Origin of the sequence: Aliarcobacter lanthieri (genome assembly GCF_013201625.1) — a bacterium.
GTDB classification, from domain to species: Bacteria; Campylobacterota; Campylobacteria; order Campylobacterales; family Arcobacteraceae; genus Aliarcobacter; species Aliarcobacter lanthieri.
Genome location: NZ_CP053839.1, coordinates 1,716,631 through 1,731,853, shown reverse-complemented (window position 1 = coordinate 1,731,853; position 15,223 = coordinate 1,716,631). Strand labels below are relative to the sequence as shown.

Genomic DNA, 15,223 nt, shown 5'->3' with positions numbered 1-15,223 from the left:
ACTTACTGCATATTTTAATTACAAATTGATTACAAAATAATAGTTTATTTATTAACTTTTTTGATGTATAAATTCAAAATTTTAATATAAAGGTATTTTTTGAAAACTTTATCTTCTTATATGTTAATACTGTTTAGCTCTATTGCTTTTACTCTTTTTTACAATTATTCATTTTTCAAAAATATTGTAAATACTTATGGTTTTAGTGGATTAAATATAATTTATATTTTATCAACTGCAGTTTTGCTTGTGGCATTATTGACTTTTATTCTTTCACTTTTTACTTATAAATATATAACAAAATTTATTTTGATAACTTTATTTATCATTTCAGCGTTTACTGCGTATTTTATGGATAGTTATGGAGTTGTTATTGATACTGAGATGATTAGAAACTCTTTACAGACGAACTTAAATGAGTCAAAAGATTTGTTTAGCTTTAAACTTGTTTTATATGTAATATTTTTGGCAATTCTTCCAACGTATTTTATATATAAAATAAAAATTGAGTACAAAACTTTTAAAAGTGAACTAGCTTCAAAGATAAAAATTATAGTTTTATCTTTAGTTATAATTTTGGCAATAGTTTTTAGTTTTTCTAAATTTTATACCTCTTTATTTAGAGAGCATAAACCTTTAAGATACAATGTAAATCCAATATTTTGGATATATAGTATTGGAAACTATATAAATAAAACTTTTGATACAGTTCCTGTAACTTTAAAGGAAATTGGAAAAGATTCAAAAGTAGTTGAACCAATAGAAGAGCCAAAAGAGTTGATTATTTTAGTTGTTGGAGAAACGGCACGAGCTGATAGATTTTCATTAAATGGCTACGAAAAAGAGACAAACCCACTTTTAAAACAAGAAGATGTTATAAGTTTTCCAAATATGTACTCTTGTGGAACTTCAACAGCACACTCAGTACCTTGTATGTTTTCAGTTTATCTAAAAGATGATTATAGTTACAAAAAAGGTATTTCAACTGAAAATATTTTAGATGTTCTAAAAAATACTAAAGATATATCTATTTTATGGAGAGATAATAACTCTGATTCAAAAGGTGTAGCTTTAAGAGTTGATTATGAAGATTATAAAACTTCTAGTGCAAATACAATTTGTGAAGATGGTGAGTGTAGAGATGAAGGAATGCTTATTGGACTTGAAGATTATATAGAAAAAAATAGAGGAAGAGATATTTTAATAGTTCTTCATCAAATGGGAAGTCATGGACCAGCTTACTATAAAAGATATCCAAAAGAGTTTGAGAAATTCACTCCTGTATGTCAAACAAATCAGCTTGAGAAGTGTTCAAAAGAGGAGATAAGTAATGCCTATGATAATACAATTTTATATACAGATTACTTTTTATCAAAAATTATAAATTTTCTAAAAGAATATGAAAATAGCCACGAAACAGCCTTAGTTTATGTATCTGACCATGGAGAAAGTTTAGGTGAAAATGGGCTTTATTTACATGGAATGCCTTATGCAATAGCTCCAAAAGAGCAAACAAATGTTGCATCACTAATTTGGATAGGTGAAGGTGCTATGGAGCATGAATATGATAAGGCAAAATTAAAAACATATAAAGATAAAGAGTTTTCACAAGATAATCTATTTCACACTCTTTTAGGTCTATTTGAAGTTGAAACGGAAGTTTATAAAAAAGATAAGGATATTTTAGATGACGCAAGAAACCCTGAATAAACAAATAGTAATCACAGCAATCTTACTTGTAGCTGTAATTTTATTTTTTGACTTTACAAATATAGATAGGTTTGTGCAAGATTTGTTTTATAATTTTGAAACTAATTCGTGGATAGTATCAATATATGAGGATAAAGTTGCAAAATTTATCTTTTATGATGGGTTCAAAAAGTTATTCAAAGTTTTTTATCTTTTAACTATAATATTTCTTATTTTATCTTTTTTCAAAAGATTTCCTATTTTACATAGTTATAGAAAAAACATATTGATTTTTGGCTTATCTTTACTTCTTGTTCCATCTTTAGCTGGGTTAAAAAGTGTTACAAATATGCCTTGCCCTGATGAAATAATTGAATATGGTGGGAAATATCCAAATGTTAGACTTTTTGGAAGCTATCCAGAAGATAATACTCCATTAAAGAGAGTAAAATGTTATCCAGCTGGTCATGCTGTACTTGGATTTTCTTTGATGGCTTTATATTTTTTATTTAAAATAAAAAGAAATAAAAATATTGCATTAGGAGTTGGAATAACTATTGGAGTTTTAACTGGTGGTTATAAAATGTTAATTGGACATCATTTTTTAAGTCATACTTTAGTAACCATGATTGGGGCTTGGTTGATTATATTAATAGTTACAAAAATAGTTAATAAAATAAAAAAGCTAGAAGATTAAATCTTCTAACCTCTCATAAGAATAGGATTAGTAATATTAATATTTGTTGGTTACAACTAAGTTACATATTTAACTTAATTCATTATCAATAATCTGACAAATAGTATGCTCAAAAAGTATATGCATCTCTTGTATTCTTGGTGTATCATTTGAAGGAACGACTATATTTATATCACAAAACTCATTCATCTTTCCACCATCTCTTCCTGTTAGCCCAATAGTTTTACAACCTAGTTCTCTTGCTACTTTTAATGCATTTATAACATTTGTACTATTTCCCGAAGTAGAAATACCTATAAGTAAATCACCTTTATTTGCTAATGCTTCAACTTGTCTATCAAAAACTCTATCATATCCATAGTCATTTCCAATAGCAGTTAAGGCACTTGTATCTGTTGTAAGAGCAATACCTGGTAATCCTCTTCTTTCAGTTTTATATCTTCCTGTTAATTCAGCTGCAAAATGTTGTGCGTCAGCTGCACTTCCTCCATTTCCACAAAGCAGTATTTTATTACCATTTTTTAGTGTTTCAACTGCAATTTTTGAAGCTTCTAGAAGTGGTTCTTGCATAGTTTCTAGAACTTTTGCTATTGTTTCTTGGTGTGCTAAAAATTCTTTAATTATTGCATTTTTCATTTTCTTGTATCCTTTTTATCGTATTTGTTGTACTTTTCCCATCTACAAATTGCACAAGTTTTAACTCATCTGCTATATCTTGTCCAACTACCTCTTTCCCTTCATAATCTCCACCCTTTACTAAAGTATGCGGTTTAATTAACTTTATCAATTCATAAGGTGTCTCTTCTTCAAAAATAACTACATAATCTACACTTTCTAAAGAAGCTAAAATATATGCTCTGTCATCTTGAGTGTTTATAGGTCTTTTTGCACCTTTTAATTTTCGTACACTACTATCTGCATTTAATCCTAAGATTAAAACATCACCATAACTTTTTGCTTCTTCTAAATATTTTACATGACCAACATGAAGAATATCAAAGCATCCATTTGTAAAAACTATTTTTTTACCAAGATTGTGAAGTTTTATAGCTAACTCTTCAATCTCTTTAAAAGTTTTTATATGGCTTGTTGAGTTTGATTTATGTAAGCTATACTCATACTCATAAATTTCATCTAAGGTTGCTGTTGCACTTCCTATTTTACCTACAACAATACCTGCACTTAAATTTGCAAAGCTAACAGATTCATCTATAGATAAATCATTCCCTAGAGCAAAAGCAATAGAAGCTATAACAGTATCTCCTGCACCAGTTACATCATATACTTCTCTTGCAACAGTTGGTTTAATAGTTAGGTTATCATCGAAAATAGCAATACCTTGTTCACTTAAAGTTATAAGTGAAACTTCTAAATTACATTTTTCTTTTAAAACTTTTGAAGCTTCAATTAAAGATTTCTCATCTTTTATTATTATATTTGTGGCTTCTTGTGCTTCTTTTTTATTTGGTGTAAGAGTGTATGAACCTTTATATTTAGAATAATCTTTACCTTTTGGGTCAACTAGAACTTTTATATTATTTTTATTTGCTATTTTTATAATATCTTGAGTTAATTTTGTTGTTAAAACTCCTTTACCATAATCAGAAAGAATAATAGAGTTATATTTGTTTATACTATTAGTTAAAGTTGTAATTATTGATTTATGACTATTTTCATCAATATCATCAATACTTTCCATGTCATATCTTAATACTTGTTGTTGTGAAGCTATAAGCCTACTTTTTTTAGATGTCTTTCTTGTATTTTCAATTACTAAATTTGAAGTTGGAACATTAATGTTTTTTAATAGAGCTTTTAATTCATCTGCTACTATATCTGCTCCAACTACACTTATTACTTCAACTTTTGCTCCAAGTGCTACAAGATTGTTTATTACATTTCCTGCTCCACCTAAAACTGAACTCTCTTTTTGTACATTTACAATTTGAACTGGAGCTTCAGGAGAAATCCTATCACAATTTCCCCATAAATAGTGATCTATCATTAGATCACCAATAACTAAAATCTTTGGTTTTTTATCCAATTTTTTCATTTAATTTCTTCTTTAAATAATCTTTGTATTTCTGGAATATAAGCTTTTATACCATCTTCTAATGAATATTGTGGTTCATAATCTAAGAATTTCTTTGTAGTTTCAATATTCGCTTCTGTAAAAAATTGATAAGAACCTATGAATGGATTTGGAATATACTCTTTCCCATTATCTATTTCTAAATTTTCTTGTAAAATATTTACAATATCTTCAAAACTTCTAGCTTTCCCTGTACCTACATTATAAACACCAGATTTTTTAGGTTTACAAGCTTTGATATTTGCTTGGATAATATCTTCTATAAATACAAAATCTCTTAGAATATTATCACTACCTTCAAAAAGTTTTGGTATTTGTCCTTTTAAAATTTGATGTCCAAATTGTACAACCATTGAAGCTGTTTTATTTTTAAAAAATTCTCTTGGACCATAAACATTAAAATACTTTAATCCAACAATAGAAATTGGTAAATCTCTTTTTAAATATTCATAAGTTATATTATCCATCATAACTTTTGAAAATCCATAAACATTATTTGGTTTTTCAAAACCAACTTCAAATCTATCACTATCTCCATAAGTTGCCGCACTAGAAGCATAAATCATATTTGCTTTATGCTTTATAGCAATTTTTAGTAAATCTTCATATGCATTTACATTTGTTTTCATCATAATATCTTGTTCAAGTGCTGTTGTATCAGAAATTGCTGCTTGATGAAAAATATAGTCAAATTTATAATTCTTTTCTAAAGATTTTAAAAGATTTTTATCATTTATATCACCACTTATTACTATTCCGTGAAATCCTAATAGATTTTTGAAATGACCAAAGCTTTTTAAATTACCATTTGAAAAAGTATCTTCACTTCTAAAACAATCCAAAACTACAACTTTTGCATCAGGATAATTCTTTTGAAAATAAAAAGCTAAATTTGAACCTATAAATCCTGCTCCACCAGTAATTAAAATTGTTTTTCTATTAAAATTTATATTGTTATATTTCATTTGTTCTCACTTTTTAATTAAATTTATTGTTTCAAATAGTGAATTTGCTGTTAAAAAGTCTTCACTATTCTTTTCTTTATTACTTATTAAAATTCTATTTGGTATTTTAGCATTTTTTCCACACTCTATATCACTGATTTTATCTCCAATAAGCCAAGAGTTTTGTAAATTTATATTAAAATCGTTTAAAGATTGTAAAATCATACCAATATTTGGTTTTCTACAATCACAATCTTCTTCTGGACTATGTGGACAATAATATACTTTTAATATATTAATTCCATGTTTTTTAAACTCATCTTTCATATATTCTGTAAGATTTAGGAAGTCATTTTTTGTATAATAATCTCGTCCAATTCCAGATTGATTTGTTATTATAATGATTTCATAACCTAAATTTATAAAATGATTACAAGCTTCAAATACTCCATCACAAAATTCAAATTTTGAAATCTCATAAACATATCCAAAATCTTTGTTTATAACTCCATCTCTATCAAGATAAACTATTTTTTTTTGCATTGAATTTATAAAAATCCTTATATATTAAATTATTAAATAATATCATAAAGCACTTTTAACTATAATTATAAATTTAATTTTATATGATGAAAGTGTTAGATGAAGAAAAAAACAATATATTTTAAATCAATAAATTCATTGATTCAAAGTTTACAAAAAAGAGCTGATATTGAAATACTAAAAGAACCAAATTATTTAATAAAATTATTTAAAAAACAAACTTTTCCAGATATTTATTTTCATAGTGGAAATCTAGATGAAAAATCTATTTTATATATAACAAATTCTAAAATGACCATTACTAACTCTTTTTCTTCAAAGAATTTAATCAAATCAAAAATAGAAATATCAAATGAAAAAATAAAAGTTATCTATCCATCTATAAATATTGAATATAAGGAATTAGATAAATTAAAAGATAAATATATTGAAAAATTTAGTTTATTACCTACTACAAAATTAATATTTTTTACAGCAAAGAATTTTAAGACTTCTGGTATTAAAGAGTTTTTAGAAATTTGTTCAAATCTATCTTACCCTAATTTTAAAGTAATAATAGCAGGCAGTAAACAACAAATGGCAAATCTTAATTTTTCACTTTCAAAATTTTCAAAGCTTAAAGATAAGTTGATTTTACTTGAAAATTATAAAAATATTGATGAACTTTTTTTAATATCAGATATATTTTTACTTCCTACTCAAAGTAAAACTTTTGCTACAAATGTTTTAAAAGCAATGTTTTGTGAAAGTGTAGTTTTTTTACCCATAAATAATGATGCAAAAGAAATAGTTGATGTTTATGCTTCTATGGAAAGAACAAATGATCCAAGTACACCTTTTAAAATTGATGCAATTTTATATGATGAAAATGAGTTAATAAAAATAAAAAAAGAGAATAAAACTAAAGCTTTAGAATGTAGTTTAGAAAATAATTTGAAGAAGTTTAATCAAATTTTATCATGCATTTAAGATTAACTCAAGAAATTTTAGATACAATACGCCAATATTTTTCACTAAAAAAAGAAGGAAAACAAAATGTCAAGAAGATGTGCAATTTCAGGAAAAGGGCCAATGGTTGGAAACAACGTTAGTCATGCAAAAAATAGAACAAAAAGAAGATTTTTACCAAATATCAGAACAGTTAGAGTTACATTAGAAGATGGAACTACTACAAAATTAAAAATCTCTGCAAAAGAGCTAAGAACTCTTAAAAAACACTCATAAAAAAGCACCCAGAGTGCTTTCATGAGCATTTCTAACAAAATTAAAAAATATTTGGGGTGGGAGATACAAACTTCAAAACCACAATATGATTTAAGCCCTATTATTTACTCAAAACTTAAACCTTTAAGATTCCCATTAATAATATTTCAAATTTTAATGATGATTGGTACTTTAGGTTATGTATATTTTGAAGATTATACTATTATGCAAGCAATATTTCAGGCTGCATATACACTTACAAATACAGGTTTTGGAGCCTTAAACGAATCAAATTTTAAAAGTGAAACTATTATTTTTACTATATTTTTGATGTTAGCTGGTTTTTCAAGTATGGTTTTTGGAATAGGGGTTATTATAGATGTTTTTACTAACGGTAATTTAAGAGAATTATTAAGGGAGAGAAGGATGCTTTTTAAAATAGCAAGACTAAGAAAACATTTTGTTTTATTTTATCACAATGAATATACATCGCAAGTTGCAAAACAATTTAGAGAGAATCATATACCTTTTGTTGTTGTTGATCCAAGTGATAATATTGACGAGATAGCAAGAGAAAATAGATATCCATATTTTGTAAAAGAAGAACCGTATAAAGAGACAGCTTTCCTCAAATCTCATTTAAGTTCAGCAAAGGGAGTAATATCTTTATCAAAAAATATTTCTGATAATATTACTTTAATATCTTCTGTTAGACTTTATGAAAAAGAACTTGGAAGGGCTCCTTTTTTAATTATTGCAAATGCTGAAACACAAAATGAAAAGTTAAGGCTTGAAAAGCTTGGTGCAAATAAAGTTGTTGCAACTCCAACATTAATGGCAAAAAGAGTTAGTGCAATGGCAATTAGTCCAGATATGGAAAATATTTTAGATGAATTTTTATATAAAAAAGATAGCCCTGTTACTATGGAAGATGTCGTAATAAATGATAATTCTTGGATTATAGGAAAAGAATTAAAAGAGTTAAATCTAAGAGATAATCTTAAGATTTCAGTTATTGGAATAACACAAAATGGAGTTTTTATCCAATTACCAAAAGGTGATAAAATAATAGAAAAGAATTCTAAACTATTAATTGTTGGCTCTCAAAAAGGTATTTTAAGAGCTAGAAGAGTTTTAAATTTAGTAAATGAACCAAAGGAGATATAATGTTTACAATTTTACCAATAAAAGGTTATATAGATCAAATTGATGGATTTTATTGTGATGGAATTCACGCTGGACTTAAACCAAATGGGAATAATGATTTAGGCTTTATATATACAAAAGAGCCTTGTACTGTTGCAGCACTATTTACTAACAACAAATTTCAAGCAGCTCCATTAAAACATTTTTTACAATATGGTGAAGATTTTAAAACAAACTTTGTTTTAATAAACTCAAAAAATGCAAATGCTTTAACTGGAAGAAAAGGTATTGAAGATATAAATCATTTATTCTCACAATTAGGTTCTGATTTCGTAAATCCAATTATGAGTAGTACAGGAGTTATAGGGAATAGACTTCCTCTTGAGAAATTAGTTTCTGGAGCTAAGAAATTTGATTTAAATTCTAAAAATGGGGAGAACCTGAGCAAAGCTATTATGACAACAGATGCATATCCTAAAACTTGTCTTTATGAAGTAAAACTTGAAAATGGAAATTCATTTAAAATTGGTGCTGTTGCAAAGGGTGCAGGAATGATAAATCCAAATCTCGCAACAATGCTTTGTTTTATTTGTACAGATGCAAATGCTCCATATAAAGATATAAAAGAAGCTTTAGATATAAATTCTCATACAACTTTTAATGCAATTTCAGTAGATGGAGATACTTCTACAAATGATACTGTTATGGTTTTAGCAAATGGTAAATCAAATGCATATGATAAAGAAGCTTTCAAAGAAGTTTTACGACTTGTAATGCATGATATGGCAATGCTAATGGTTGCTGATGGTGAAGGTGCTAAAAAAGTTGCAGCTTTTGAAGTAATAAATGCAAAAAATGATAATCAAGCAGAAATTGCAGCCAAAGCATTATCAAATTCCCTTTTGGTTAAAACTGCATTATTTGGTGAAGACCCAAATTTTGGAAGAATTGCATCAACTATTGGTGCTTCACAAATTGATTGTGATGATGAGAAATTAGTTATATCATATAATGATGTAGTAGTTTTTAATAAAGGTGAGATTTGTTTTAATGCAGAAATAGAGTCAAAAGCTTTTGATGTATTAAAAAAAGATAAATATAAAATTATTTGTGATATAGGTTTAGGTGATGGTAAATTTACTGCTTATGGGTGTGATTTGGGTTACAAATATGTAGAGATAAATGCAGATTATAGAAGTTAATTTTAAGAACAATTTTATTATAATCCAGAAAATCAAATTTAACAAGGATAGATAATGCTTCACGAACATAGAGATGCAATAGCTGAATTAAGACAAAAAGATACACACTTTGCTAGAGTTTTTGATAAACATAATGATTTAGATCATGAAATTACAAATTTAGAAAACACTCATGCAGATCAATTTACAATTGAGACAAAAAAGAAAGAAAAATTAAGACTTAAAGATGAAATTTATTCTATGATAGTAAAGTATAAAGCTGAAAAATAAAGTTTTATTATTTCTAGTTTAAAAAGGGTTAGAAGCAATGCTTCTAACCCTTTTTTTTATAATTTTTTATTAAACTCAAACTTAAGTATATTTTAGGTAAAATCATTACAATTTTTATTATAAAGGGCTTTAAAAATGGAAAACCTTTTTGAAAATCAAGATATTATAAATATAAATATCGAAGATTCTGTAAAAGCTTCATATTTAGACTATTCTATGAGTGTTATTATTGGACGGGCATTACCTGATGCAAAAGATGGATTGAAGCCAGTTCATAGAAGAATACTTTATGCAATGCATGATTTAAATGTTACAAGTAAAGCTGCATATAAAAAATCAGCAAGAATTGTTGGAGATGTTATCGGAAAATATCATCCACATGGAGATAGCTCAGTTTACGATGCACTTGTTAGAATGGCTCAGAATTTCTCTATGAGGGCTCCATTAGTTGATGGACAAGGAAACTTTGGTTCAGTTGATGGTGATAATGCAGCTGCTATGAGATATACAGAAGCTAGAATGACTAGAATTGCTGAAGAAGTATTAAGAGATCTTGATAAAGATACAGTTAATTTTGTACCAAATTATGATGATACTATGAAAGAACCATCAGTTTTACCTACTAGAGTTCCCACTTTATTGTTAAATGGAAGTGAAGGAATTGCAGTTGGTATGGCTACAAAAATTCCACCTCATAATCTTGGTGAATTGCTTGATGCAATTTTACATTTAATTGATAATCCAGAAGCAGAAGCTAGTGATTTAATGGAATTTATTCAAGGTCCAGATTTTCCAACAGGTGGAACAATTTTTGGAAGACGAGGAATAATAGATGCTTATAATACTGGTCGTGGAAGAGTAAGAATTAGAGCAAAGCATCATATTGAAACAAGAGCTAAAAAAGAGATTATTGTAATTGATGAATTGCCATATCAAGTAAACAAAGCAAGATTAATTGAACTTATTGCTAATTTAGCAAAAGATAAACAAATAGATGGAATTTCTGAAGTTAGAGATGAATCAGATAGAGAAGGTATTAGAGTAGTAATTGAGCTTAAAAAAGATGCTATGGCTGAGATTGTATTAAATAACCTTTATAAATCAACTCCTATGGAAACAACATTTGGTATTATCTTACTTGCAGTTTATAATAAAGAACCAAAAGTATTTAGTCTTCCAGAGATTTTAAATATCTTTTTATCTCATAGAAAAACTGTAATTATAAGAAGAACAATTTTTGATTTAGAAAAAGCAAAAGCAAGAGCACATATTTTAGAAGGTCTAAAAATTGCAGTTGATAATATTGATGAAGTTGTAAAAATAATAAGATCAAGTTCAAATGATGCAGATGCAAAAGAAAAATTGGAAGTAAGATTTGATTTAAGTCATATTCAGTCTCAAGCTATCTTAGATATGAGATTAGGAAGATTAACTGGACTTCAAAGAGATAAATTAGAAGCTGAGTATCAAGAATTGATGATTTTAATAGCTGAATTAGAGGCTATATTAAGAAGTGAAGATAAGTTAAATGAAATTATAAGAGAAGAACTAACAGAAATTAAAGAAAAGTTTTCAACTCCAAGAAGAACAGAAATTGAAGATTCTTATGATGAAATAGATATTGAAGATTTAATTCCAAATGAACCAATGGTTGTAACAATAACTCATAATGGATATGTAAAAAGAGTACCTATAAAATCTTATGAAAAACAAAAAAGAGGTGGAAAAGGTAAAGTTGCAGTTACTACTCATGATGATGATTTTATTGAAAGATTCTTTGTAAGTAATACTCATGATACACTTATGTTTGTTACAAATATGGGGCAATTATATTGGTTGAAAGTTTATAGAATACCAGAAGGTAGTAGAATTGCAAAAGGAAAAGCTGTTGTAAACTTGATCAACTTAAGACCTGATGAAAAAATTATGGCAATTATTCCAACTAGTGATTTTGATGAAGCAAAATCTTTAGCATTCTTTACTAAAAATGGGGTTGTAAAAAGAACAGCATTAAATGAATTTAGTAATATTAGAAGTAACGGTGTAAGAGCGATTGTTCTTGATGATGATGATGAAATTGTAACAGCTCAAATTACACTTCCAGAGTCAAAATATTTTATGATATTTACTGCTCTTGGGCAGGTTATTAGATTCTTTATTTGGGAACCAAAAAGAGATGAAAATGGTAACCCAATTTTAGTAAGAGAGCCAAAAGAAGATGAAAATGGTAACCCAATTTTAGATGCAGATGGTAATCCAATCTTAGAAGAAGATGGAAAAGAACAATATATTGGAGTAAAACCTCAAGGTAGAACTACTAGAGGGGTAAGAGGAATTAAGTTTAAAATTGATACAGACTTTGTTGTTGATGCAGATGTAATAGAAAGCGAAGAACAAGAGATTTTAACAGTTTCAGAAAAAGGTATTGGAAAGCGAACAACGGTTGAAGAGTATAGATTGACAAATAGAGCTGGTTCTGGAGTTATTGCTATGAAACTATCTGCAAAAACTGGAAATGTTGTTGGAGAAGTTTTAGTTGATGATACTCAAGATTTAATGCTTTTAACTTCAATTGGAAAAATGATTAGAGTTGATATGAATACAATTAGAAAAGCTGGTAGAAATACAAGTGGTGTAATAATTGTAAATGTTGATAAAGACGATAAAGTTGTTTCTATAGCAAAATGCCCAAAAGAAGATGAAGAAATAGAATTAGATGAAAATGGGAATGTTATTAGATATAACGAAGATGGTGAAATCATTGAGTCAAATAATGATGATACAACAAGTTTATTAGATTTAAATAATGATATTAATGAGGAATAATATAAAATGAGAAAATTTAATGTTGCAGTAGTTGGAGCTACAGGAGCAGTTGGAGAAGAAGTTTTTAGAGTTATGGAAGAGTTAAATTTTCCTATAAATAAATTAGTTCCATTAGCAAGTTCACGAAGTGCTGGATCAAAAGTTGAGTTTAAAAATAAAGAAATTACAGTTTTAGAACTTACTGAATCAGTTTTTGAAGAGCAAGAAGTTGAAATTGCTTTTTTTTGTGCTGGTGGTTCTATTTCAGAAAAATTTGCAAAATTTGCAGTTGAAGCTGGTGCAGTAGTAATTGATAATACTAGCCATTTTAGAATGGATCCAAAAGTACCATTAGTAGTTCCAGAAGTAAATCCTGAAGATATAAGATTTTGGAGAGAAACAGGAATTATTGCAAATCCAAATTGTTCAACAATACAAATGGTACAAAGTTTAAAACCACTTGATGATCTTTATGGAATAAAAAGAGTTGATGTTTCTACATATCAAGCTGTTTCTGGTGCTGGAAAATCTGGAATGGAAGAGTTGGTAAAACAAATGCAAGATTTCTTTGCTTTTAGACTTGAAGAAACTGAAATAAAAGCTTTTGCTCATCAAATTGCTTTAAATGTAATTCCACAAATCGATGTTGCAATGGATAATGGATTTACAAAAGAAGAGATGAAAATGGTAAATGAAACTCAAAAAATTATGCATAAAAATTTTGAAGTTGCAGCTACTTGTGTAAGAGTTCCAGTTTTAAGATCACATAGTGAATCTTTAACAGTTACATTTAGAGAAGGTATTGATGTAAATGTTGATGAAGTTAGAAGTGCTTTAGAAAATTTTGAAAATGTAAAAGTTATTGATGATTTAGAAAATAAAAAATATCCAATGCCTATAATTTCAACAGATACAGATTTTACATATATTGGAAGAATTAGAAAAGATGTTTATTCTCCAAATATTGTTCATTATTTTAATGTTGCAGATCAAGTAAGAGTAGGTGCTGCTACAAATGCAGTTAGAATTGGTTTGAAATGGATTGAGTTAGAAAGCGATATATAAAAAATGCTTGAAAAGATTATAGAAAATGGTTTATGGAAAAGTAGATTTATTGTAATCCTTTCTGTGATTTTTGGATTTATGGGAGCAGTGATTTTATTTATAGTTGCTAGCATTGATATTATCAATGTAGCTAAATTTGTAGTTACAACTTTTTTCGAAGGGAATCATCCAGAACATTTTCATGAAGATATTGTTGCTGGGATTATTGGAGCAGTTGATTTATATTTGATTGCAGTTGTACTATTGATTTTTGCTTTTGGTATCTATGAGTTATTTATATCAAAAATTGATGCAGCATGTAGCCCAGAAGATTGTAATTCTATATTAAATATTAGTTCATTAGATCAATTAAAAGATAAAATTGCGAAAGTAATTATTATGGTTTTGGTTGTAAATTATTTTCAAAGAGTTTTACATACAGAGTATAAAACTCCTTTAGAATTACTATATTTTGCTTTGGCAATAGTTGCTTTAGCAGTAGGACTTTACTTTACAGGTAAAGTTGGAAAAAAATAAAAAGGAAAAGAATGTCAAAAATTTTTGTAGATGCATGTTTTGGAAAACCAACACCATATACTCCAGTTTGGATGATGAGACAAGCAGGAAGATATTTAAAAGAATATATGGAAGTAAGAGCAAAAGCAGGTAATTTTTTAAATCTTTGTCATAATCCACAACTAGCTGCTGAAGTTACAATTCAACCTCTTGATATTGTAGGAGTTGATGCAGCTATTTTATTTAGTGATATTCTAGTTATTCCAAATGAAATGGGAATGCATTTAGATTTTGTAAAAGGTGAAGGTCCTATATTTAAAGAACCAATTAAAAATGAATTAGATTTGGATAAATTAATTGGTGCAGATGAAGCAGCTTCTAAACTAACTTATGTTTATGAAACAATTAAACTTTTAAAAGAGCAATTACCAGAGGATAAAGCACTTATTGGTTTTACAGGAGCCCCTTGGACATTAGCTACATATATGATAGAAGGACAAGGAACAAAAACATATAATTTATGTAAAAAAATTATGTATTCTAATCCAGATTTTTTACATAAAATTTTAAGAAAACTTACTGATATTATTAAATTATATTTAGAAAAACAAATTTTAGCAGGTGCTGATGTTGTTCAGATCTTTGATTCTTGGGCAGCAGCAATAGAACCTAGTAGATATGATGAGTTTTCATGGAAGTATATGGTTGAGATTGCAGAATATTTAAAAGAAAAATACCCACATATTCCAGTAATTATGTTTCCAAAAGGTATTGCTGCTTTTATTGAAAGAGGGCTAGTTTATGGAAAATTTGATGTATTTGGTGTAGATTGGGGAACTCCAATGGCATTAGCAAAAGAAAAGTTAGGAGATAAATATGTGCTTCAAGGAAATATGGAGCCTTGTAGACTATATTCAAAAACTGAAACTACAAAATGTGTTGAATCTATCCAAAGTATTATGCAAGGAGAAAGACATATATTTAACTTAGGACATGGTATTTTACCTGATGTACCAGTAGAAAATGCTATTCACTTTGTTAAAGAATGCCAAAGAGTTAGTAAAAAATAGTA

15 protein-coding genes are annotated in these 15,223 nt (G+C 27.5%); 11 read left to right on the top strand and 4 right to left on the bottom strand.

Annotation, left to right across the window (positions count from 1 at the left end):
- The first annotated feature begins 99 nt into the window (after nucleotides 1–99).
- Nucleotides 100–1,710 (top strand): phosphoethanolamine transferase, encoded by a 1,611-nt coding sequence (locus ALANTH_RS08750; RefSeq protein ID WP_026808153.1) that lies wholly within the window; start codon nucleotides 100–102, stop codon nucleotides 1,708–1,710.
- Nucleotides 1,688–2,386 carry a phosphatase PAP2 family protein gene (locus ALANTH_RS08745; RefSeq protein ID WP_026808152.1) on the top strand — a complete coding sequence of 233 codons (699 nt, stop codon included), beginning with the start codon at nucleotides 1,688–1,690 and terminating at the stop codon, nucleotides 2,384–2,386. The genes ALANTH_RS08750 and ALANTH_RS08745 overlap by 23 nt, the downstream gene beginning before the upstream one ends.
- Before the next feature lie 69 nt (nucleotides 2,387–2,455).
- Here ALANTH_RS08745 and gmhA read toward each other — a convergent pair whose 3' ends face one another.
- From gmhA to gmhB, 4 genes are read right to left on the bottom strand one after another with little or no spacing between them, the layout of a single operon-like run.
- Entirely contained in the window at nucleotides 2,456–3,022 is a 567-nt protein-coding gene (gmhA, locus tag ALANTH_RS08740) for a D-sedoheptulose 7-phosphate isomerase (protein WP_026808151.1), read from the bottom strand.
- Complete coding sequence (gene rfaE1, locus ALANTH_RS08735; protein WP_026803835.1) at nucleotides 3,003–4,439, bottom strand: D-glycero-beta-D-manno-heptose-7-phosphate kinase; 1,437 nt, start codon at nucleotides 4,437–4,439, stop codon at nucleotides 3,003–3,005. Before rfaE1 ends, gmhA begins: the two co-directional genes overlap by 20 nt.
- Nucleotides 4,436–5,443, bottom strand: coding sequence for an ADP-glyceromanno-heptose 6-epimerase (rfaD, locus tag ALANTH_RS08730; protein ID WP_026803834.1), 1,008 nt, complete (start codon nucleotides 5,441–5,443; stop codon nucleotides 4,436–4,438). The genes rfaE1 and rfaD overlap by 4 nt, the downstream gene beginning before the upstream one ends.
- A gap of 6 nt (nucleotides 5,444–5,449) precedes the next feature.
- Nucleotides 5,450–5,965 carry a D-glycero-beta-D-manno-heptose 1,7-bisphosphate 7-phosphatase gene (gmhB, locus tag ALANTH_RS08725; RefSeq protein WP_029888386.1) on the bottom strand — a complete coding sequence of 172 codons (516 nt, stop codon included), beginning with the start codon at nucleotides 5,963–5,965 and terminating at the stop codon, nucleotides 5,450–5,452.
- A gap of 99 nt (nucleotides 5,966–6,064) precedes the next feature.
- On the opposite strand from gmhB, the gene ALANTH_RS08720 reads away from it, so the two are divergent.
- The 9 genes from ALANTH_RS08720 (at nucleotide 6,065) to hemE (ending at nucleotide 15,221) form a co-directional block, all read left to right on the top strand.
- Nucleotides 6,065–6,934 (top strand): glycosyltransferase, encoded by an 870-nt coding sequence (locus ALANTH_RS08720; protein WP_026808149.1) that lies wholly within the window; start codon nucleotides 6,065–6,067, stop codon nucleotides 6,932–6,934.
- A gap of 66 nt (nucleotides 6,935–7,000) precedes the next feature.
- A complete protein-coding gene (gene rpmB, locus ALANTH_RS08715; protein WP_026803831.1) occupies nucleotides 7,001–7,189 on the top strand; it encodes a 50S ribosomal protein L28 in 189 nt (62 codons plus the stop codon).
- Nucleotides 7,190–7,240: 51 nt separating this feature from the next.
- Nucleotides 7,241–8,335, top strand: coding sequence for a potassium channel family protein (locus ALANTH_RS08710; protein ID WP_228131118.1), 1,095 nt, complete (start codon nucleotides 7,241–7,243; stop codon nucleotides 8,333–8,335).
- Nucleotides 8,335–9,516, top strand: a complete 1,182-nt coding sequence (gene argJ, locus ALANTH_RS08705) for a bifunctional glutamate N-acetyltransferase/amino-acid acetyltransferase ArgJ (protein WP_026808148.1) — start codon at nucleotides 8,335–8,337, stop codon at nucleotides 9,514–9,516. Before ALANTH_RS08710 ends, argJ begins: the two co-directional genes overlap by 1 nt.
- A 54-nt stretch (nucleotides 9,517–9,570) precedes the next feature.
- Complete coding sequence (locus ALANTH_RS08700) at nucleotides 9,571–9,786, top strand: HP1242/YdcH family protein (RefSeq protein ID WP_026803828.1); 216 nt, start codon at nucleotides 9,571–9,573, stop codon at nucleotides 9,784–9,786.
- 135 nt (nucleotides 9,787–9,921) lie between these two features.
- Nucleotides 9,922–12,612 carry a DNA gyrase subunit A gene (gene gyrA / locus ALANTH_RS08695; protein WP_026808147.1) on the top strand — a complete coding sequence of 897 codons (2,691 nt, stop codon included), beginning with the start codon at nucleotides 9,922–9,924 and terminating at the stop codon, nucleotides 12,610–12,612.
- A 6-nt stretch (nucleotides 12,613–12,618) separates the two neighbouring features.
- On the top strand, nucleotides 12,619–13,656 hold the full coding sequence (locus tag ALANTH_RS08690; RefSeq protein ID WP_026808146.1) for an aspartate-semialdehyde dehydrogenase: 1,038 nt from the start codon (nucleotides 12,619–12,621) through the stop codon (nucleotides 13,654–13,656).
- Between the two features lie 3 nt (nucleotides 13,657–13,659).
- The gene (locus ALANTH_RS08685; protein ID WP_026803825.1) at nucleotides 13,660–14,172 is read left to right on the top strand and encodes a YqhA family protein; all 513 of its coding nucleotides are present in this window, start codon (nucleotides 13,660–13,662) and stop codon (nucleotides 14,170–14,172) included.
- Nucleotides 14,173–14,183: 11 nt separating this feature from the next.
- Nucleotides 14,184–15,221 carry a uroporphyrinogen decarboxylase gene (gene hemE, locus ALANTH_RS08680; RefSeq protein ID WP_026803824.1) on the top strand — a complete coding sequence of 346 codons (1,038 nt, stop codon included), beginning with the start codon at nucleotides 14,184–14,186 and terminating at the stop codon, nucleotides 15,219–15,221.
- Nucleotides 15,222–15,223 lie beyond the last annotated feature (2 nt).

Excerpts from the sequence above, each read along its gene's own strand:
- ALANTH_RS08745 (WP_026808152.1), top strand. The coding sequence starts at position 1,688 with ATGACGCAAGAAACCCTGAATAAACAAATAGTAATCACAGCAATCTTA.
- gmhA (WP_026808151.1), bottom strand. The coding sequence starts at position 3,022 with ATGAAAAATGCAATAATTAAAGAATTTTTAGCACACCAAGAAACAATA.
- rfaE1 (WP_026803835.1), bottom strand. The coding sequence starts at position 4,439 with ATGAAAAAATTGGATAAAAAACCAAAGATTTTAGTTATTGGTGATCTA.
- rfaD (WP_026803834.1), bottom strand. The coding sequence starts at position 5,443 with ATGAAATATAACAATATAAATTTTAATAGAAAAACAATTTTAATTACT.
- gmhB (WP_029888386.1), bottom strand. The coding sequence starts at position 5,965 with ATGCAAAAAAAAATAGTTTATCTTGATAGAGATGGAGTTATAAACAAA.
- ALANTH_RS08720 (WP_026808149.1), top strand. The coding sequence starts at position 6,065 with ATGAAGAAAAAAACAATATATTTTAAATCAATAAATTCATTGATTCAA.
- rpmB (WP_026803831.1), top strand. The coding sequence starts at position 7,001 with ATGTCAAGAAGATGTGCAATTTCAGGAAAAGGGCCAATGGTTGGAAAC.
- argJ (WP_026808148.1), top strand. The coding sequence starts at position 8,335 with ATGTTTACAATTTTACCAATAAAAGGTTATATAGATCAAATTGATGGA.
- ALANTH_RS08700 (WP_026803828.1), top strand. The coding sequence starts at position 9,571 with ATGCTTCACGAACATAGAGATGCAATAGCTGAATTAAGACAAAAAGAT.
- gyrA (WP_026808147.1), top strand. The coding sequence starts at position 9,922 with ATGGAAAACCTTTTTGAAAATCAAGATATTATAAATATAAATATCGAA.
- ALANTH_RS08690 (WP_026808146.1), top strand. The coding sequence starts at position 12,619 with ATGAGAAAATTTAATGTTGCAGTAGTTGGAGCTACAGGAGCAGTTGGA.
- ALANTH_RS08685 (WP_026803825.1), top strand. The coding sequence starts at position 13,660 with ATGCTTGAAAAGATTATAGAAAATGGTTTATGGAAAAGTAGATTTATT.
- hemE (WP_026803824.1), top strand. The coding sequence starts at position 14,184 with ATGTCAAAAATTTTTGTAGATGCATGTTTTGGAAAACCAACACCATAT.